This window comes from Flavobacterium niveum (genome assembly GCF_055231775.1).
This window is the reverse complement of the sequence record NZ_JBUYSX010000008.1, coordinates 64,453-83,823: the sequence shown is the minus strand read 5'-3', so window position 1 is coordinate 83,823 and position 19,371 is coordinate 64,453. Positions and strand designations below refer to the sequence as shown.

At 44.0% G+C, this 19,371-nt stretch carries 19 protein-coding genes; 4 read left to right on the top strand and 15 right to left on the bottom strand.

All coding sequences use genetic code 11. From position 1 onward, the window contains the following. Positions 1-84: 84 nt before the first annotated feature. The 5 genes from ACZIX4_RS18710 to ACZIX4_RS18690 all read right to left on the bottom strand — a co-directional run bounded on the left by ACZIX4_RS18710 (position 85) and on the right by ACZIX4_RS18690 (position 4,899). Positions 85-747 (bottom strand): spermidine synthase, encoded by a 663-nt coding sequence (locus tag ACZIX4_RS18710; RefSeq protein ID WP_463337176.1) that lies wholly within the window; start codon positions 745-747, stop codon positions 85-87. A gap of 114 nt (positions 748-861) precedes the next feature. Beyond that, on the bottom strand, positions 862-1,575 hold the full coding sequence (locus ACZIX4_RS18705) for a hypothetical protein (protein ID WP_463337175.1): 714 nt from the start codon (positions 1,573-1,575) through the stop codon (positions 862-864). A gap of 63 nt (positions 1,576-1,638) precedes the next feature. After that, the gene (locus tag ACZIX4_RS18700; RefSeq protein ID WP_463337174.1) at positions 1,639-3,366 is read right to left on the bottom strand and encodes a M14 family metallopeptidase; all 1,728 of its coding nucleotides are present in this window, start codon (positions 3,364-3,366) and stop codon (positions 1,639-1,641) included. Between the two features lie 17 nt (positions 3,367-3,383). Continuing rightward, a complete protein-coding gene (gene coaD / locus ACZIX4_RS18695) occupies positions 3,384-3,839 on the bottom strand; it encodes a pantetheine-phosphate adenylyltransferase (RefSeq protein WP_463337173.1) in 456 nt (151 codons plus the stop codon). 73 nt (positions 3,840-3,912) lie between these two features. After that, on the bottom strand, positions 3,913-4,899 hold the full coding sequence (locus ACZIX4_RS18690; RefSeq protein WP_463337172.1) for a D-alanine--D-alanine ligase: 987 nt from the start codon (positions 4,897-4,899) through the stop codon (positions 3,913-3,915). Positions 4,900-5,115: 216 nt separating this feature from the next. On the opposite strand from ACZIX4_RS18690, the gene ACZIX4_RS18685 reads away from it, so the two are divergent. Continuing rightward, positions 5,116-5,733 (top strand): PASTA domain-containing protein, encoded by a 618-nt coding sequence (locus tag ACZIX4_RS18685; protein WP_463337171.1) that lies wholly within the window; start codon positions 5,116-5,118, stop codon positions 5,731-5,733. After that, positions 5,733-6,776 (top strand): RluA family pseudouridine synthase, encoded by a 1,044-nt coding sequence (locus ACZIX4_RS18680; protein ID WP_463337170.1) that lies wholly within the window; start codon positions 5,733-5,735, stop codon positions 6,774-6,776. The genes ACZIX4_RS18685 and ACZIX4_RS18680 overlap by 1 nt, the downstream gene beginning before the upstream one ends. A gap of 85 nt (positions 6,777-6,861) precedes the next feature. Here the strand turns inward: ACZIX4_RS18680 and ACZIX4_RS18675 are convergent, their stop codons facing one another. The 6 genes from ACZIX4_RS18675 to pheT all read right to left on the bottom strand — a co-directional run bounded on the left by ACZIX4_RS18675 (position 6,862) and on the right by pheT (position 14,055). Beyond that, a complete protein-coding gene (locus ACZIX4_RS18675) occupies positions 6,862-7,074 on the bottom strand; it encodes a heavy-metal-associated domain-containing protein (protein WP_463337169.1) in 213 nt (70 codons plus the stop codon). Between the two features lie 2 nt (positions 7,075-7,076). After that, on the bottom strand, positions 7,077-9,293 hold the full coding sequence (locus tag ACZIX4_RS18670) for a heavy metal translocating P-type ATPase (protein ID WP_463337168.1): 2,217 nt from the start codon (positions 9,291-9,293) through the stop codon (positions 7,077-7,079). Between the two features lie 69 nt (positions 9,294-9,362). Further along, complete coding sequence (locus tag ACZIX4_RS18665) at positions 9,363-9,932, bottom strand: helix-turn-helix domain-containing protein (protein ID WP_463337167.1); 570 nt, start codon at positions 9,930-9,932, stop codon at positions 9,363-9,365. A gap of 41 nt (positions 9,933-9,973) precedes the next feature. Next, the gene (locus ACZIX4_RS18660) at positions 9,974-11,221 is read right to left on the bottom strand and encodes a mechanosensitive ion channel family protein (RefSeq protein ID WP_463337166.1); all 1,248 of its coding nucleotides are present in this window, start codon (positions 11,219-11,221) and stop codon (positions 9,974-9,976) included. Beyond that, positions 11,222-11,506 carry a DUF3817 domain-containing protein gene (locus ACZIX4_RS18655; RefSeq protein WP_463337165.1) on the bottom strand — a complete coding sequence of 95 codons (285 nt, stop codon included), beginning with the start codon at positions 11,504-11,506 and terminating at the stop codon, positions 11,222-11,224. A gap of 122 nt (positions 11,507-11,628) precedes the next feature. Next, the gene (gene pheT, locus ACZIX4_RS18650) at positions 11,629-14,055 is read right to left on the bottom strand and encodes a phenylalanine--tRNA ligase subunit beta (protein WP_463337164.1); all 2,427 of its coding nucleotides are present in this window, start codon (positions 14,053-14,055) and stop codon (positions 11,629-11,631) included. Positions 14,056-14,214: 159 nt separating this feature from the next. On the opposite strand from pheT, the gene ACZIX4_RS18645 reads away from it, so the two are divergent. Continuing rightward, positions 14,215-14,667 carry a tellurite resistance TerB family protein gene (locus tag ACZIX4_RS18645; protein WP_463337163.1) on the top strand — a complete coding sequence of 151 codons (453 nt, stop codon included), beginning with the start codon at positions 14,215-14,217 and terminating at the stop codon, positions 14,665-14,667. A 59-nt stretch (positions 14,668-14,726) separates the two neighbouring features. Here ACZIX4_RS18645 and ACZIX4_RS18640 read toward each other — a convergent pair whose 3' ends face one another. From ACZIX4_RS18640 to ACZIX4_RS18625, 4 genes are all read right to left on the bottom strand, one after another. Beyond that, positions 14,727-15,086, bottom strand: coding sequence for a DUF2200 domain-containing protein (locus ACZIX4_RS18640; protein ID WP_463337162.1), 360 nt, complete (start codon positions 15,084-15,086; stop codon positions 14,727-14,729). Positions 15,087-15,143: 57 nt separating this feature from the next. Continuing rightward, positions 15,144-17,132, bottom strand: a complete 1,989-nt coding sequence (gene uvrB, locus ACZIX4_RS18635) for an excinuclease ABC subunit UvrB (RefSeq protein ID WP_463337161.1) — start codon at positions 17,130-17,132, stop codon at positions 15,144-15,146. A 50-nt stretch (positions 17,133-17,182) separates the two neighbouring features. Then, entirely contained in the window at positions 17,183-17,875 is a 693-nt protein-coding gene (locus ACZIX4_RS18630) for a nuclease-related domain-containing protein (RefSeq protein ID WP_463337160.1), read from the bottom strand. Between the two features lie 148 nt (positions 17,876-18,023). Beyond that, positions 18,024-18,632 (bottom strand): YciE/YciF ferroxidase family protein, encoded by a 609-nt coding sequence (locus ACZIX4_RS18625; RefSeq protein ID WP_463337159.1) that lies wholly within the window; start codon positions 18,630-18,632, stop codon positions 18,024-18,026. Between the two features lie 180 nt (positions 18,633-18,812). Here ACZIX4_RS18625 and ACZIX4_RS18620 point away from each other — a divergent pair, with 180 nt between their 5' ends. Next, on the top strand, positions 18,813-19,313 hold the full coding sequence (locus ACZIX4_RS18620) for a DNA-deoxyinosine glycosylase (protein WP_463337158.1): 501 nt from the start codon (positions 18,813-18,815) through the stop codon (positions 19,311-19,313). Positions 19,314-19,371: the final 58 nt, after the last annotated feature.

Below are 19,371 nucleotides of genomic sequence, written 5' to 3'. Positions count from 1 at the left end.
TAAAAACCCGTTAATTTGTTTCGTAACGGTTAACGGGAGGTTATTCTTTAGAACGATTCAACATAGTGTGATTTTTTGTTAAAATCACTTCAGCTTTTTTATGGTGAACAGCTCATTGTGGTCTTCTACCTTCGGGTACATGCGTACCGAATAATCCTTACTGAATTTTTCGCGGTACGCCAGGTTACGGTCTTTATCCTTCTGCGTGAGCGTCATAGTATTGAACAGGATGAAGCCGTTTACATTGAGCAACAGGTTAATACGGTTAATAAAAAACTCCTCAAACAGGAAGTTTGGCATCACTGTATCTTTAAAGATGTCGATAATGATTAGGTCATAGCGGTCTTTGGTTTTCAGTACAAATTCAAAGGCATCATCTATGACAATAGTGCAGTTCGGAATATCAGCCAGCCCAAAATAGGTGTTGGCCAACTCAATTACCTTCGGGTCGATTTCCACGCCGGTAATTTTCCCTTTGTAACCGATGTCGTCCGATAATGTTTTTATAACACTACCGCCTGCCACACCCAGCACCAGCACGTTACTGAACCGGCGTATACGCTCAAAACCGATGTAGTGAAGCCCTTTGCGCAATATGCGTTGCAGGCTGCCGTAAGAGTAATTGGTGTTTTTGCTGTCTAGTACCAGTTTGCCGTAGTTAAGGGTAACTTCCAGGCGCTGGCTTACTTCCGAATCTTTCCTGAGAAGGTTTACAGGAATAAAATAACTCAGGATTTTCTTAAACATGGGTTTGTGTTAGTGCGGCTGCAAATATAATGTTTTTTGGGTGATGGTTATTGGTTGTTGGAGCTGATGGCTGAAAGCTAATCGCTGAAAGCTGACAGCTGACCGCTAAGCTCATCACGGCAACACCACCGGCCCTATCCAGTGCATCCATACGATCCAGCCCAAAACACTGCCCGCTGCACCGGCTGCCACAAAGGTAAGGCGTTGTTGTTTCGGAATGATGTAAAATACAACATACGTTAGTATGGCTGCTGCTAATATACCTGTTATTGCATTCAGGGTGATAAAAGGCCAATGATAATAGAGGCTTATTATTGATTCATCTCCGTGACTGGTATATTTACCGCGTCTTAAGTAAAAAAACAGTACAATTAAAAGGTTAGCCAGTTGTCTTGACCAAAAGAAAGCAAGGATAATCCAAAGCCAGTCAACTGCTTTCATGCCTACAGCGGCAATTTTTTTTCGCCTGAACCATAAAACTGCCAATCCTATAGTACCGGTAATCATGGTTTGTAAAGGCCCGCCCCAACGTATCAGGTGGTCTTCAAAACCTAAATGGTCGTATTTTTCTTTGAAGAATGTTTTTTCAGGTGAATTGCCGCGCGCAATTATTTTATCATGATGTTCATCGTAATATGTGCCAAGCGAATCCATTTTATCTTCCATATTGTGGCTCATTGAAGCGTAATGAAGGGTAGTGGAGTAACCAAGGCTTCGGGCTACAGCAATGTGCCCCATTTCATGGCTTACGGCACCTACAATAGTGGCAATTACAAACCCAAGTGCAATAAACGCAAACAGGCGGGGATAGAGTCGGAGGTTTTTCATTTGGTGTGTTTGTTGGCTTTTAACGTACCCGGTTTACAGAATATTGCAGGGCTAAAAATGAACCTACTTCACAATCCTGTATACCGGGTATTCGTTATGTGTTTTCTCATAATACTCGCTGTGGGTATATATCCAGTCGAGTTGTGCTTCAGGGTTCCATGCAAAAACCTTGTCGTTCAGCTTTTTGGTGTCAAATTCCGCCTTAAGCTTAGGGTTGGTTTTTAGCAGTTTTGCGGCGGTGTCTTCAAATACATAGGCTGAATAATACTCCTTTTGCTGCAAAATGGCGTCAAAAAAATTCCAGGTAAAAAATGAGTCGACCCCCTGTGGTTCCAGCATTTCCAACAGGTATTTTACACCTGCCTGCTGGGAGTCGATTAAATAATCCCCTTTTTTGAAGGTTATTTTCTGGGTTTTTATTGCTACTTCGGTATTGCTGTGCGGGTAATGCCCCTCATAAGGCTGTCCTGAGGTTTTGTAATTAACGATGCGGTAGCTTTCTACCTCAATCAACGTGTCCTGCTTCAGCTCCTGTATTTGTATGTTGTTCAGCTTTAGTAGGTCTGCCACATTCCACCAGCCTTTTGGTATAATGTAGGCTTTCGGTATGGTAACCTCGGTAACCGGTGAGTATTCGCGGTAGTACTTTATCAGCTTGCTGAAAGGCTTGGTGCGGTCGTAGTACAATCTCGACTGCCCGGTAACCTCGCTGGTCTTGTAGCTGCCTTCATAGCCCTTAAATGGCAGCAGCGATACTGCTGAACTGTCGGTCTGCCAAAGTAGTGTATACTTTTGGCCCGGCATAAAATTGTCACGGTTGGCCTGGCGCATTTCTTTTATGGCAGTGTGGTTTTTATCCAGGTAGTTCAGGGTTTCCAGCATGTACTCGTAGGTTACCCTTACGCGGTCTGCGTAAGGCTTCAGCATGTGTGTCTCGGGCATGGAACCCGGTACGTCAAACATGCTGGCATAGCCGGTAGAGTAGCGAGGGTAGTCCATAAACTGGGTAAAGCCTTTTTCGGGCAACTCGTCGTGTACGTTTACATAAGGGGTAGCGTCTATATTTTTTGCCTTCAGCGCATCCAGTATTGCAGGCATCATGTTTGTTTTAAAATATTGCCCTAATGGCCCGCCCAGTTTTTGGTGTTGCGTGGCTATGTAGGTAAGGGTGTACTGGTAGTCGGCGCCGTTGCTCACGTGATTGTCTATAAATACATCGGGCTTTACCTTGTGGAATATCCCTGCAAAGCTCAGTGCATTTTTGGTGTCGCATTTCACAAAGTCGCGGTTCAGGTCGTAGTTGCGCACATTCCCCCTGAAACCATAGCTCTCCGGGCCGTTCTGGTTGGCACGGCTATAGCTGCCACGGTTCAGCATACCCGATACGTTGTACACCGGTATGGCTACAATTATGGTATTTTCAGGCGCCTGTATTTTGCCTGTTGCCAGGTCGCGGTACAGCATCATCGTGGCATCTATACCATCGGGTTCGCCGGGGTGTATGCCATTGTTTATAAGCAGTACCGCTTTGTTTTTTCGTGCTTCGGCAAGGTTGAAGTTTTTATCGGCGCTGTAGGTTACTATATGTATGGGCAGGCCGTTATCGTCTTCACCGGCAGGCAGTATCTGTATGGTTTCAAAACCCTTATCCAGCGCTTCGTAGTACGCTATAGTTTCCTTGTAGGTAGCGGTTTGGTTGCCGTTCCCTTTTTCGTAAGGCGTAGTATACATAGGCTTGTTCTGAGCAAATAAGGCCGCCGGAAACAGCAGCCATACCAGTATCTTATTCATTAAATGTAGTTCCTTTCTTATTTCACGCGCACCGAATCCGGTACCAGTTTGGTGTAATCGCCCCCATGGCGCAGTACATCGCGTACTATGCTGGAGCTTATATATGAGGTTTTTGCAGCAGTAAGCAGGAATACGGTTTCTATCTTGCTCAACTGGCGGTTGGTGTGGGCAATGGCCTTTTCAAACTCGAAGTCGGCCGGGTTGCGTAATCCCCTTAAAATGAATTTGGCACCTACTTTTTTGCACAGGTCTATGGTAAGGCCTTCGTAGGTAATCACCTCTATATTAGGTTCGTCTTTAAATGCCTCTTCAATAAATCGTTTGCGCTCCTCCAGCGGGAACATGTATTTTTTTTCGGCATTAACCCCTATGGCAATAATGATTTTATCGAACAGTGTGCTGCCACGTTTTATAATATCATAATGCCCGAGTGTAATAGGGTCAAACGATCCCGGAAATACGGCTACTTTCATTTCTTTTTTGTTTAAAGTTTAAGGTTTCAGGTTGGTGCTGTTCTGCCAACAACCAACAACTGACAACCAATAACTATTTCTTAAAAAGCACTTTCCGTTCCAGTGCCAGTTTTATTTCGTTATCAAACAGGTCGCCCATGGCCACGCCGGCTACTGCTGCCTGCTGCGGGAATATACTGGCAGGCGATAGCCCCGGATTGGTATTCATTTCAATGAAATGCGGTTCGCCATCCACGATTATAAATTCCGAACGGGTAAATCCACTCATTCCCAGTGCTTCATAAGCCTTTATGGATATTTCGCGCACTTTTTGCTCGGTTGCCTCATCAAGGCGGGCAGGGGTTATTTCGTCACTTTTGCCCTGGTATTTGGCTTCGTAATCAAAGAAATCATTGTGCGACACAATTTCGGTAATGCCCAAAACCGTGGTTTCCTCCTGGTAGTTAAGCACCCCAACCGATACTTCCATACCTTTCAGGAAGCTCTCAATCAGTATATCGGTGTCTTCTGCAAAGGCAAATTCCAGTGCCTTGTCAAATTCATCAATACTATTTACTTTGCTGATGCCCAGGCTGCTGCCGCTTTGGTTTGGTTTTACCATAAACGGAAGGCCAAGGGTGTCCACTATATCATGCGCGGTTACGGCATCGCCCTGGCTCAGGTAAATGCTCTTGGCACGTGGTATGCCAAATTTATTCAGCACACTCAGCGTGTCCCTTTTATTAAAGGTAAGTGCGCTCTGGTAAAACCCGCAGCCGGTATACGGTATGCCCAGCAGCTGCCAGTAGGCCTGCATCTGGCCGTCTTCGCCCGGAGTGCCGTGTATGGTATTTATCACTACATCAAATGCTATTTTGGTGCCGTCTTTCTCAAAACTGAAATCGGCTTTGTTGATTGCGTATTTGCTGCCTTCAATCAGTACATCCCAGCCTTCGGGTAAAATGTGTACTTCAAAAGGTGTATATTTATTACGGTCCAGGTTGGCAAGGATAAGCTGGCCGCTGCGGACAGAGATTACAGACTCATCTGAATACCCGCCCATTACTACTGCTACATTCATTTTTTTAATCAATCGGTTAATTCAGGCCGCCGCGAAAACGGTTAAGCCTACACAAAAATATCATTATTTACCTAATAACATATCCTGTACATACTATTTATATTGGGTTTAGGTTATAATATACGGCAGCCTTGTTGTTATCCGCTAAAAATGGTATTTGTACAGCACTGTGGCAGCTACGTTATTATTTATATCTTTGCAGAAACCTAACAATTCATGAGTTTAAAGAATTTCCTGAAAAGCCCCGTATTTTTTAAGCAGGTGGGTATAGCCCTTGTTATTGTAGTTGTTGTAATATTTTTACTGCTGCAATGGCTTGATTTTTTTACCAATCACGATGAAAAAATCCTGGTTCCCGACCTGAAGAAAACTACTGTAGAAAGTGCACAGGAGAGGCTTGACGAACTGGACCTTGAAGCCATAGTGCTTGATACGGTTGACTTTAACCCGGCGTTCCCGCCGTATACCATTACCGAGCAGGATCCGCTGCCACAGGTAGGGGTAAAGCACAACCGCAAGATATACGTTAAGGTAAATGCAGGTGGCTACGGTACCATAGCCCTGCCTGATATTATACAGAAAACATACCGCCAGGCCGTACCGATGCTAAAAGCCGTTGGCCTTGAAGAAGGTACTAAAACCTACGTGCCGGATATTGCCAAAGACGTGGTTTTGGAAGTGAAAATTAATGGTAAAAAACTAAAACCGGGCGATAAGGTGCTTAAGGCAAGTAAAATTGATTTTGTACTGGGCGACGGTAAAGTGAGCTATGTAGACAGTACGGCCGTAGAAACGCCAAGTGAAAATAACGAAGATGAGGGGGGGCAAGATTAATGAGTACTAAGCCGATTGCAGATATCGACGCTGAAAATGAAGACCTGTATGAGCATTTCCGGTTTGAGGCCGGTAAAGGCCAGCAGCCGCTTAGGGTAGACAAGTTCCTGATGAACCTGGTAGAGAATGCTACCCGCAACAAAATACAGAAGGCTGCCGAAGCCGGTAATATTTATATTAATGATGTTGCCGTGAAAAGCAATGCCAAGGTAAAATCTAACGATGTGGTGCGCGTACTTATGGAGCACCCTCCGTATGAATACCTGCTGGAGCCTGAAAACATTCCGCTGAACATAGTGTATGAAGACGACCAGCTGCTTATTGTAAATAAGGAGCCGGGCATGGTGGTGCATCCGGGGCATGGTAATTACAGCGGTACGCTGGTTAATGCGCTGGCCTACCATTTTGAGAACCTGCCCATGAACAGCAGTGAGCGCCCGGGGTTGGTACACCGTATAGATAAAGATACTTCGGGCCTTTTGGTGATTGCCAAAACCGAACAGGCTATGACGCACCTTACCAAACAGTTTGCCGATAAAACCAGTGAGCGCGAATATATTGCGCTTGTTTGGGGTAATGTTGTGGAAGATGAAGGCACAATAGAAGGTAATATAGACCGCCACCCTAAAGACCGTATGCAAATGGCCGTATATCCAGATGGAAGCCAAGGCAAGCACGCGGTGACGCATTATAAGGTTTTAGAGCGCCTGGGTTATGTAACGTTGGTAAGCTGCAGGCTGGAAACCGGTCGCACCCACCAGATACGCGTACACATGAAATACATAGGCCACACACTGTTTAATGATGCACGCTACGGCGGTGATATTATACTGAAGGGTACCACTTTTACCAAGTACAAACAGTTTATAGACAACTGTTTTAAGACACTACCACGCCAGGCACTGCATGCCAAAACCCTAGGTTTTGAGCATCCTGTAACTAAAGAGTTTATGCGTTTTGACAGCGAAATCCCGCAGGATATGGTAGACTGTATAGATAAATGGCGCACCTATGCGAAATCGCATACGGCAGAGGAGGAATAGTTTACAGTATCTGTAAGATAGTATATAGCCGCATTCAGTATATGGATGCGGCTTTTTTATATCCTTCTTTATAGAAGAGAAGTGTTTACACCAACGGTTCTATTTTAAAACCTGCTTTCTTCACAGTTTCTATTACTGTTTCTTCGGGCAGGGTGGTGGTTACAGTAAGCACCTTATCCGGGTTGTCTGTATCTACTTTCCAGTTTTCAATACCCTCAGTTCCGTTTAGTAGCGGTGTTACTTTTGCTACACAGCCACCACAGTTGATGCTCGTCTTAAATTGCATTTGCTTTTCCATATCTATATCTTTTTGATTTTTAATAATAAACTGTTGCTTACCACACTCACACTGCTCAGTGCCATAGCAGCACCGGCTATCATTGGGCTGAGCAGAAAGCCATTTAACGGGTATAACACCCCGGCAGCCACCGGTATGCCTATCACATTATAAATAAATGCCCAAAACAGGTTTTGCTTTACGGTAGCCATAGTCTTACGTGACAGGTGTATCGCCTGCGGAAGCTTTAGTAAATCCCCGGAGATAATCGTCATCTTGGCTACGTCCATTGCTATATCACTGCCACGTCCCATGGCAATGCTTACATCGGCTTGGGCGAGGGCAGCACTGTCGTTAATACCGTCGCCTGCCATGGCTACTACTTTACCCTGTTGCTGTAACTCTTTTACAAAAGCCAGCTTATCCTGTGGTAGTGTATTTGCCTTGTAATGACTTATGTCAACGGATTGTGCAATGGCTTTGGCAGTAGCCTCATTATCGCCTGTCAGCATATAAACTGTTATGCCTTCAGCCTGTAATTGTTTCACCGCTTCAACGGAAGTTGGTTTCAGCGCATCGGCTATCGCAAAGGCAGCCAGCAGTTGGGTTTCATTCGCGAAGAAAACCAGTGTTTGGGCTTTTTCCAGTTGGGCTGTTGTCCAGTTTTCGGCATCTTCACTCATTATTACTCCTTTTTCAGAGAGTAATACTTTATTGCCTACCCAATATTTTTTACCTTCAAATATGGCTTCAATACCCTTACCTGCACTATTTTCAATAGTGATGCCATCAATAAACTTTTCACCTTCAAGATTAAGTACTACGGCTTCCGCCAATGGATGCGATGCAGCCTTTTCAATACTGTATAACACGCTCTTAGCAGTTTTGTCCTGGGTGAACCATTTGGCAGCCGTTACCTTAGGTTTTCCTTCGGTCAGTGTACCGGTTTTGTCGAGCACTACGGCGTTTACCTTTCCGGCACGTTCAAGGCTGTCGGCATCCTTAACCAATATACCCAGCGATGCCCCGCGGCCTACGCCCACCATAATGGCAGTGGGCGTGGCAAGCCCCAGCGCACATGGGCAGGCAATGACCAGTACGGTAACCATAGCCATAAGCCCCTGCGTAAAGTCGTTTTCGCTGCCGAAAATAACCCACACAACAAACGTAAGTATAGCAATACCTATCACCACGGGGACAAAAATACCCGCTATCTTATCTACAAGGTTTTGTACCGGGGCACGGCTGCCCTGGGCGTCTTCTACCATTTTAATGATTTGCGCCAAAAGCGTATCACTGCCCACCTTATCGGCCCTGAATTGGAAGCTGCCTTTTTGGTTTAGTGTACCGGCAAAGACTTTGCTATCCTTCAGCTTTTCTACGGCCAGGGGTTCACCGCTTATCATGCTTTCATCCACATAGCTGCTGCCGGTGGTTACGGTGCCGTCTACGGCTATTTTTTCACCGGGTTTTACAAGTAATACGGTGCCCTGTTGTATGCTGCTTACAGGCATTTCCATCTGCTGGCCGTCGTGGTGTACTACGGTAACGGTTTTGGGTTGCAGCCCCATGAGGCTTTTTATGGCAGATGAAGTTTTTGCCTTAGCCCTGTCTTCCAACAGTTTTCCTAAGAGGATAAATGCTATGACAACCGCAGCGGCCTCAAAATATACATGGGCGTGCAATCCTCTTTTGTGCCAAAATTCAGGGAATAACGTATTAAAAACACTAAACAGGTAGGCCACACCGGTACTGAGTGCTACCAGCGTATCCATATTGGCCGAACGGTGTTTGGCCTGCTTATAGGCTCCTGTAAAAAACTGCTGCCCAAAGTACAGCACAACAGGCGTGGCCAAAATCCACATTACATAAGGTACCCATGGTTGTTCCATAAGCGCAGGTACCATACCCAATAATATCAAAGGAATGGATAATACTACCGACCATATTGTCCTTTTTTTGAGTTTTTGATAATGTTCGCGTTGTAACTCGGCAAGGCTGTCGGCTGCGGTATCGCTTTCATCAATCATCAGGTTGAAACCCACGGCTTGCAATGCCGATTTCAGTGCTTGCGGATTGGTTTGGTTTGAATCAAATTCTATCGTACCGTTTCCATTTGCATAGTTCACATTGGCGCTTACCACACCGGGTTGCATAGCCAGCACATCCTGGCTGCTTGCAGCACACGAAGCGCAACTCATATTAAGTACCGGGTATGTTTTTTTTAGGATAGTAGCCATAACGTGTTATTTACTTTACAAAAGTACGATGTAAAGTAAAGGTCGTTGTTATACGATTTTGGAAAGGGTTTACAGATTTCGGGAAAGTGCATCAAGCGGCTGGCGTAGGGTAGTGCCATCTTTACGGAAACCAGTTGGGGTAATGCCCGTAGTCTTACGGAATTGAGCAGAAAGGTGCGCCACGCTACTATAACCCAGCCTGTCGGCAATTTCGCTAAGGGTAAGCTCGTTGTATTGCAGTAGTTCCTTTACCTTTTCGGTCTTTTGTAAAATGATGTACTGCTCTATGGTAATGCCTTCGGTGGCTGAAAATAATTTACTCAGGCCGGAATAATCACGGTGCAGTTCCATAGCCAGTAATTCAGAGAATACCACACTGTTTTCTTCAGAATGGTGGATTTGGCTAATTATGATTGATTTAATCCTGTCTACCAGCTGTAGCTTATTATCTTCCAGAAGTTCGAAACCCTGCTCCTGTAATTTCAGTTTTAGTTGAGCCAACTGTTTATTACTGGGTTCAACACCTGTTGTAGCTTCACCCAGCTGCACATTTTCAGGTTGCAATCCCACACCTGTAAGCACCCCTTCTACAGCGGTGATACAGCGTGGGCAAACCATATTTTTTATAGCGAGTTTCATTTATTGCGGGATAACAGTACAAAGGTACGGCTATTTTCGGTTTAATATTCGCCCGGCTGGCTACCCTGTGAGGGCAGTTCAAACACTTCCAATCCAAAGTAAGGTACGGCAGCAATTACGTGGTCAAAAATATCAGCCATAATGTACTCGTGGTTCAGCCACTTTTTATCGCTGGTAAACAGGTAAATTTCCAGTGGTATACCTTTTTCGGTGGGTTGCAGGTGGCGGCACATTATGGTAAGGTCTTTATTTACGCCGGAATGCCTTTCTATATAACTGTTTATATACTTTCGGAACACACCCAGGTTAGTAAGGTTACGCCCATTTATAGCCAGTGATTTGTCTACGTTATTCTCGGTATTGTAGCGGTCTATGTCGGCTTTGCGCTGTACCAGGTAGGCTGTAACCAGTTGTATTTTTTCCAATGCCAGTATTTCCTCGTCACCCAGAAACTTCACGCTATTGGCTTTAATCAGTATGTGGCGTTTTATGCGCCTTCCCCCCGAGTTCAGCATGCCGCGCCAGTTCTTAAACGAATCGGAAATAAGGCTGTATGTAGGTACTGTGGTAAAGGTATTGTCAAAATTTTGTACACGTACCGTGGCAAGGTTTATCTCGGTAACGTAACCGTCGGCGCCAAACTTCTCAAAGGTTATCCAGTCGCCTATACGTACAATGTCGTTCACCGAAATCTGTATGCTGGCTACAAAGCCCAGTAGGGTGTCCTTGAATATCAGTATAATCACTGCCGATATGGTACCCAATGTACCCAGCAGCGCACCTACCCGTACATTGAACAGAATAAGTACAATAGTTACTGAAGCAAACAGCCACAGCAGTATCATTACCACCTGTATGTAACTGTCTATGGGCTTATCGTTATAACCGGGTTGTTGTTTCAGGTAATCGCGTACCGACCGCATAATGCTGCCTATAATACGCAGGGTAAGTAGTAATGCCACTATGGTAAACCCCTTACCGAATATAAACTCCCAGTATACAAATTTTTCCAGCGCTATGGGCACAGTATTGTATACCAACAGTAGCGGTACTAACCAGGCTATGTGTTTGGGTACGCCGTTCAGCACCAGGAAATCATCAAAGGTACTGCTGCTGCGCCGGGCAATTACTATCGCAATGGTTTTTAATGTACGGCGCGCTATGTAATACAGCACAAACGAAATTAACGCTATGCATAGCAGGTTTACGCCCAAGTTAGCATACAGCGCTGTCGTATGGCCCAGGTGCAGTTCCCGGAACAGGTGATATGCCCAGTTGTACAGGTTCATTTAGCTTTGTGGGGCTTTCAGGTATTTCCACTCTATGTAAAAAGTACCGAAAGGTATAACCGAGGCTATGGCTACGATGAAGAATTTTTTAAAACTCCAGTTTTGTTCCTCCTTAAGCATATAAGCCAATATAATGTAGGCTATAAAAAGTATGCCGTGGGTCATACCCGCAGGTTTAAGGAGGGTTAAATCGTGGTAGATATATTTCATTGGCATGGCAACCAAAAAAAGGAACAAAAGTGAAAGCCCCTCAAGGGTGGCTACTATTTTAAAGAATTTAGTCATGGTTACAAAAGGTATTTTTGCAAAGGTAATCAACAGCGCCTTTTTGCCGAAGTAAATTCTCTTAAAATAAAAAACCACCTGCTTTAGTAGCAGATGGCCTTTATTATCCTCTTTTTCGGAGTTTATCGCAGTTGGGCTCCGGTTTCCTTTTCTAGGTTTTGCCTTATTTTACCCATAATTTTATCAATCTGTTCGTCAGTAAGGGTTTTGTCGCTGTCTTGGAGTACAAAGCTTACTGCGTATGATTTTTTACCTTCAGGCAGGTTCTTGCCTTCGTATACGTCAAACAGGCTTACGTCTTTCAGTAACGACTTTTCAGTAAGTACAGCCGTTTTGTAAATCTGCTCAAAGCTTACAGCGGCATCTACCAGTAGGGCAAGGTCGCGGCGTACTTCAGGGAACTTCGATATTTCAGTAAACTTAATTTTACCCGAAACAATCTTGGTAACAGCAGCCCAGTTGAAGTCGGCAAACAGTACCTCTTGTTTTATATCAAAATGCTTTAGTACATTCTTTTTGATGGTACCAAATTCTACTATAGTTTCGGCCCCGACAGAAAACGCCATACCTTCTGCAAATACATCGTTGCTCAGCGGCTGGCTTTGAAGCTTATTAAGCCCCAGCCTTGAAAGTATCTGTGTAACATATCCTTTAAACAGGAAGAAATCAGCACCTTTTTGTGCCTGTGTCCAGCTTTCAGCCAAACGGTTACCGGTTACTGTAAGTGTAAGGTGCTTGTTCTCATTATAGCTGCCGGCTACTTTGTGGTAACTTTTACCGAATTCAAAGAACTTAAGGTCGGCACGGCGGCGGTTGATGTTAAACGATACCGCTTCAAGCGCGCTGAACAACAGAGACTGCCTCATTACAGAAAGGTCGCTGCTCAGTGGGTTCAGCATGGTTACGTTATGGTCTTCCTTTAGTTTTTCGCTAAGCGAAATGTACTCAGGAGTGGTAAGGCTGTTCGCCATCATTTCATTAAATCCAAGCGACGTAAGCTGGTTTGCTACAATGTTTTGCAGCTTGTAGTCTTCCGTGCGCGAAGAGTTAGATATAGATGCGTTCAGCTTTTGCGTAAAGCCGATATTGTTATAGCCGTATATCCTAAGGATTTCCTCTATAACGTCAATTTCACGTTCCACATCCACGCGGTACACCGGGATAACCAGCCCAAGCCCTTTTTCAGACATGTTACTGATTTTTATATCCAGCGATACCAGTATTTTCTTTATGGTTTCCTTCGAAATTTCCTGCCCGATGATACGGTTTACGTTATCAAAGCTCAGGAAAACCGAATGGTCTTCTATCTTTTTAGGATATTGGTCTTCAATATCCGAAGTGATTTCTCCACCGGCAGTTTCCTGGATTAACAGGGCAGCGCGTTTCAGTGCGTATTGCGTAATGTTCGGGTCGATACCCCTTTCAAAACGGAACGATGCATCGCTGCTTATACCGTGGCGTTTGGCACTCTTACGGATAGAAACCGGGTTAAAGTAGGCACTTTCCAGGAATATGGTTGAAGTGCTGTCGGTAACACCTGAGTCTTTTCCACCCATAACACCGGCAATACACATAGGGCCTTTTTCATCGCAAATCATAAGGTCTTCCTCATGCAGTGTACGCTCTACATCGTCAAGGGTGACAAATTTTGTACCGGCTTCGGCAGTTTTTACAATCACCTTGTTGCCTTTTATTTTGGCAGCATCAAAAGCGTGTAACGGTTGGCCAAGTTCGTGCAATACGTAGTTTGTTACGTCTACAATATTGTTTTTAGGAGTAAGGCCGATAGCCTTAAGCCTGTTTTGCAGCCATGCCGGAGACGGCTTTACCGTAACGCCCGAAATGGTAACCCCGCAGTAACGCGGTGCACGCTTGTTGTCTTCCACACGGATGTCCATTTTCAGGGTACGTTTGTCTACCCTGAAGTTACTTACTGATGGTGTTATCAGTTCGGTATGTACGTTCTTTTGTGAAAGACCTGCTTTCAGGTCACGTGCCACACCCAGGTGGCTCATGGCATCGGCGCGGTTAGGGGTAAGGCCTATTTCAAAAACCTCGTCGGTTACTATGTTGAATATCTTAGCAGCGGGAGTACCCGGAGCAATATCATCGGCCAGTATCATGATGCCGTCATGGCTTTCGCCAAGGCCCAGCTCATCTTCGGCGCAAATCATGCCGTGGCTCTCTTCGCCGCGTATTTTTCCTTTTTTTATCTGGAAGGCATTGCCTTCTTTGTCATATAGGTTAGTGCCAATGGTAGCCACGGCCACTTTTTGCCCGGCAGCCACGTTTGGCGCGCCACATACTATTTGTACGGGGGCATTGCCTTCGCCCAGGTCTACGGTGGTAACACGCAGGCGGTCGGCATTAGGGTGGGGCACACAGGTAAGCACGTGGCCTATAACCACGCCTTCAAGGCCACCCTTAAGTGATTCGTATTTGTCAACACCTTCTACTTCAAGTCCAAGGTCGGTAAGGAGAGCAGAGGTCTCTTCAGATGTCCAGTCGAGTTTAATGAATTGTTTCAGCCAATTGTAAGATATACGCATTTGGTCTCTGTTTTTTAAAAGCACGCAAAGTTAACTTTTTTATTTGAGTTATTAATTTCAAATAGAAATTCTGTTGAAAACAATTCTGTCGTTTCTTTTGGAGGTTACACCATAAAGGCTATATTGCATCAAAATTTTTAATAATCAAACAATCAAATTATGGGACTATTCGATCTTTTTTCGAAAAAAAATGATGCTACTTTTGTGTATTCGCCTAATGAACATGAGGCTTGGGTAGCTATTTTATTAGCATGTATGTTTGCAGATGGCGACATGGATGATACCGAAATTGATTCACTGGCAAGGATGCTGGCTTTCAAGACTAAATTTAATGGAGTGAATTTGAGTAATTTCTTCGGATCTATTATCGATGCAAAGAATAAAATTGGTGGAGCTGGTATTGTTGAAGCTGCAGGTAGTTCTGTTAAAAGCGAAGATAAAGAAACCGTATTTGCAATGGCTGTAGAATTAGTACTTGCAGACGGCTCTATTTCTAAAGACGAGGAAACGATTATTGAGGTGGTGGCAAAATCATTAAGTGTAAGTGATGCTACTGCTTCTAAAATAGTTGAAGTAATGCTTATAAGAAATAAAGGCAACATCGTGTTGTAATTCATAATACATCGAAAAAGGCTTCCGTATAGGAAGCCTTTTTTTATATTAAAGAGAGGTTATCGCAATATTTTTTCCATTGCCTTACCCTTAGCCAGTTCGTCTACCAGTTTATCCAGATAGCGTACGTTGCGGGTGAGTTCATTTTCTATTTCCTCAATTCGGTATCCGCAAATCACACCTTTTATAAGCCCAGCATTGGGATTTAACGTAGCCTTATCAAAAAAGGTTTCAAAGGTTACTTTGTCATCAATCAGGCTTTGAAGCTTTTTTTCGTCAAAACCCGTCAGCCATTCAATAACCCGTAACAGTTCCTCCTTGGTGCGGCCTTTCTTTTCCACTTTTACAATGTAGTGCGGATATACCGATGCAAAGGTCATTTTTGCTATGCGTTCGTTATGTTCGGGAGTTACTTTCATTATTAGATTATTGGATTTTTAGACTACTAGACTTTTAGATTTTTGGAAACATAGGCTTTATATCCTCTCCTGAAGCACCTTTATTTCATCCCTCAGTTTGGCAGCCTGCATGAAGTCAAGCTCCTTAGCGGCTTTTTCCATAGATTTACGCTTTTCGCGGATAAGTTTCTCAATATCGCCCTTAGCCATATATGCCGTATCGGGTTCAGCCGCAATCTTAGGCGAATTATCGTAATGGAACGACGAAATTGGGCTTTTAACCAATGCGCTTTCTATCTTCTTGTTAAGCCCTTTCGGCGTTATGCCATTCGCTTTGTTGAAGTTCATCTGCTTTTCACGGCGGTAACTGGTTTCGTCTATAGTGCGCTGCATACTGTCGGTGATCTTATCTGCATACATTATCGCTTTACCGTTAACGTTACGCGCCGCGCGGCCCACCGTCTGCACCAGCGAACGTGTACTGCGCAAAAAGCCTTCTTTATCGGCATCCAGTATCGCTACAAGTGACACTTCGGGTAAGTCGAGACCTTCACGGAGCAGGTTCACGCCAATCAATACATCAAACAGCCCTTTACGTAAATCCTGCATAATTTCTACGCGTTCCAACGTATCTACCTCACTGTGTATATAACGGCAACGGATAGAAACTTTAGTCAGGTATTTGGCAAGTTCTTCAGCCATACGTTTGGTAAGGGTGGTAACCAACACACGTTCGTCTACCTCTACACGCTGTTGTATCTCCTCAATAAGGTCGTCTATCTGGTTAAGGCTCGGGCGGATTTCTATAACAGGGTCAAGTAGGCCGGTAGGGCGTATCACCTGTTCGGTATACACACCGCCGCTTTTCTGCATTTCGTAGTCGGCAGGGGTGGCGCTTACATATACCACCTGGTTTTGCAGGGCTTCAAATTCCTCAAACTTTAACGGCCTGTTGTCCATAGCGGCAGGCAGGCGGAAACCATATTCCACAAGGTTTTCCTTACGGCTGCGGTCGCCACCGTACATGGCGTGTACCTGGCTTACGGTAACGTGGCTTTCGTCTATCACCATAAGGTAATCTTCAGGGAAATAATCCAGCAGGCAGAATGGCCTTGTACCCGGTTGCCTGCGGTCAAGGTAGCGCGAGTAGTTTTCAATACCTGAGCAGTAACCCAGTTCACGTATCATTTCCAGGTCGAAGTTGGTACGCTCCTCAAGTCGTTTGGCTTCAAGGTGTTTGCCGGTTTCTTTAAAAAAGTCGACTTGCTTCACCAAGTCCTGTTGTATGTCCCAAATTGCACCTTGCAGCACATCGGGGCTGGTAACAAACATATTGGCGGGATATATATTCAGCCTGTCGTATTTTTCAATAACCCGTGAGGTTACTTTATCAAAGGCTTCAATCTCTTCAATTTCATCGCCAAAGAAATGTATGCGGAACGGTTCATCACCATAGCTCGGGAAAACCTCTACCGTATCACCCTTAATGCGGAAGGTTCCGGGGGTGAAATCGGCTTCCGTACGGGCATAAAGGCTTTGAACCAAACGGTGCAAAAGTTTGGTGCGGCTTATAACCTGCCCGTTTTGCAGTGATACTACATTCTTTTGGAACTCCACCGGGTTACCGATACCGTAAAGGCACGATACCGATGCTACTACAAGTATATCCCTACGGCCTGAAAGCAGGGAAGAGGTGGTACTGAGACGCATTTTTTCCAGCTCCTCGTTTATGGAAAGGTCTTTTTCTATGTAGGTACCTGTTACGGGTATGTAGGCTTCGGGCTGGTAGTAGTCGTAGTACGATACAAAGTACTCCACCGCATTGTTCGGGAAAAACTGCTTGAACTCGCTGTACAGCTGTGCTGCAAGGGTTTTGTTGTGGGCGAGTACAAGCGTGGGTTTTTGTACTTCCTGCACCACATTGGCTACTGTAAATGTCTTACCCGAACCTGTAACCCCAAGCAGGGTCTGGTAGCGCTCGCCGTTTTGTATGCCTTCTGCAAGTTGCTTTATGGCACCGGGTTGGTCGCCCATAGGTTTATATTCTGAAACTACCTGAAATTTCATTCTCTAAGCTTTTTTACAAAGATACGGAATTAAGGAGTTAATGAAAGTTTTCAATAATATGACTGACGCCTGTTTAGCATATCCCTGATATTTTTAACATGCTCAATTTGAATATCGATGCTTTCACCATTTTGCACCGCTTTTTTTAATACACTTACAACCTCACGTTTGCTTGTGTACATTGCGGGTTTATTTTCATATAGAATTTCATTAACAACTTCGGCTATGTACTTTGGCTTAATAATATAAGTTTGTTTAGGTATGCCGCTAATATCTTTGAAAATACTATTGCCATAGAATACTATAACCGAATAAATAGGTATATATTTAAACTGTTCGCACGATTTCCGGAGATTAAGGATATGGCTGGAGTTCTGCATGATAGGGTTATAGAAATTATGTTTCAATCTTCCGTAAGCCAATATCTGCATCCATTCGGAATTGTGGGCTTTTCCAAAAATCCAGCCGCCATAATCCTTTACTTCAAAAACAATTAAGCCAGCCTTCGTTGCTATAACCAAATCGATTTGAGAATAGGTACCGTTATGTTTTTTCAAATATAAATCGTGGTAGATAGTTTCTGCCGGGATTCCTGCTTTTAATAGTGCCAACACAAGGCTTCTTTCTGATTTTGTACCCCTGTGTGTTTGTGTGACGGTTTTAAGGAGTTTTAAGTCCTGTATCCTGTTATATATTATATAGCAGGTAAAAACAACTATTATGATTATAAATGCAACAAACATACTCGGCTAAAATTCAATTATCATGCAAGATGATTTTAAAAAGAACAATAAAGATAGGTCAAATCATTGGACTATGGAAAGAGCGGTTATGTTAAGCCAAAAAAAATGGGGTTTATTATAAACCCCATCCTGTTCAGACGCTGCTGTCTTACTCCTCACTATCATCTGCATCTGCAGCGTCAAAGTTTATAGAGCTGTATGCTGCTTCTGTCAATGTCATATCAGCCTGCTTTTCTTCCTCAAGAGTTTGGTGCAATATGGCTGCGGCATCTTCCATACCCAGTGTTTTAGCAAAGGCGCATAGCGTACCGTAAGTGGCGATTTCGTAATGTTCAATTTTTTGCGAAGCAGCTATAATACCGGCATCGCGTACCGGACCCGGCTCGGTGCTTTCCAGTATGTCCTGACCTTCGCGGATAAGGCCGTCCATAGCTTCACATTTTTTGCCCACGGCACGTTTGCCTATCATTTCAAACACCTGTTCAAGCCTTGCTACATGTTCTTCGGTTTGTGCGGTATGTTCATCCAGGCCGTTAATAAGGTTCTGTGTGGTGGCGTTCTTTGCCATTTTTGGCAATGCTTTTAGTAATGCTTTCTCTGCCCAGTAAATGTCTTTAAGGCAGTCTGTAAACAGTTCTTTAAGCCCGTCGGCGGCGGTAGATTTTGCCTTTACTTTTCCCCTTGCAGCTGAAGCAGCTGTTGTCCTTGAAGCGGTAGTGCTTTTACTTTTTGAAGGTGCTTTTGTTACAGTTTTCATAATTTTATTTTTTTGATTAATTGCGTAAAAAATTATTTTTGTTTGTTGAATACAATCAAAATTAGCTATTGTACAAAGGGCTGTGTGCCAACAAATTCTTAAAACAAAATGCTGTAACAATAGTTTAACTGTCAGTGACATACAATACTTACAGCAAGGGTAAAGCCTTAAAATTTATTTATGAAAAAAGCATTTCCTCCTATAGTTTCACATGGTAGTACTGTACTTATATTGGGTACCATGCCCGGTGAAAAATCATTACAGTTGCAGGAATATTATGGTAATAGGGGTAACCAGTTCTGGAGGTTGATATACGCTGTGTTTAACGAAACACTATCACACGATTATGACGGCAAGGTTTCTTTCTTAAAAAATCATGGTATTGCCCTATGGGATGTGCTGGCGTATTGTGAGCGCGAAGGCAGCCTGGATAGCAATATCAAAAATGAGGTGCCAAATGATTTTGACGCTTTTTATACCGCTCATCCGCAGATACGCCATGTGCTGTTTTCCAGTAAAAATGCGGAGAAATATTATGATAAGTTTGTAGGGAAGAAGCCCGGCCTACAGTATTATACACTGCCGTCGCCCAGCGGCGCAAATGCTACCATGCGCTTTGAGCAAAAGCTTGAAATATGGAAACATACATTTATAGATACAGGATTAATACACAATTTGTAAGTAAATTAAGTAGGGTATATTAATTGCTGCCGTTTAATTTATATCTTTGATTACCCAG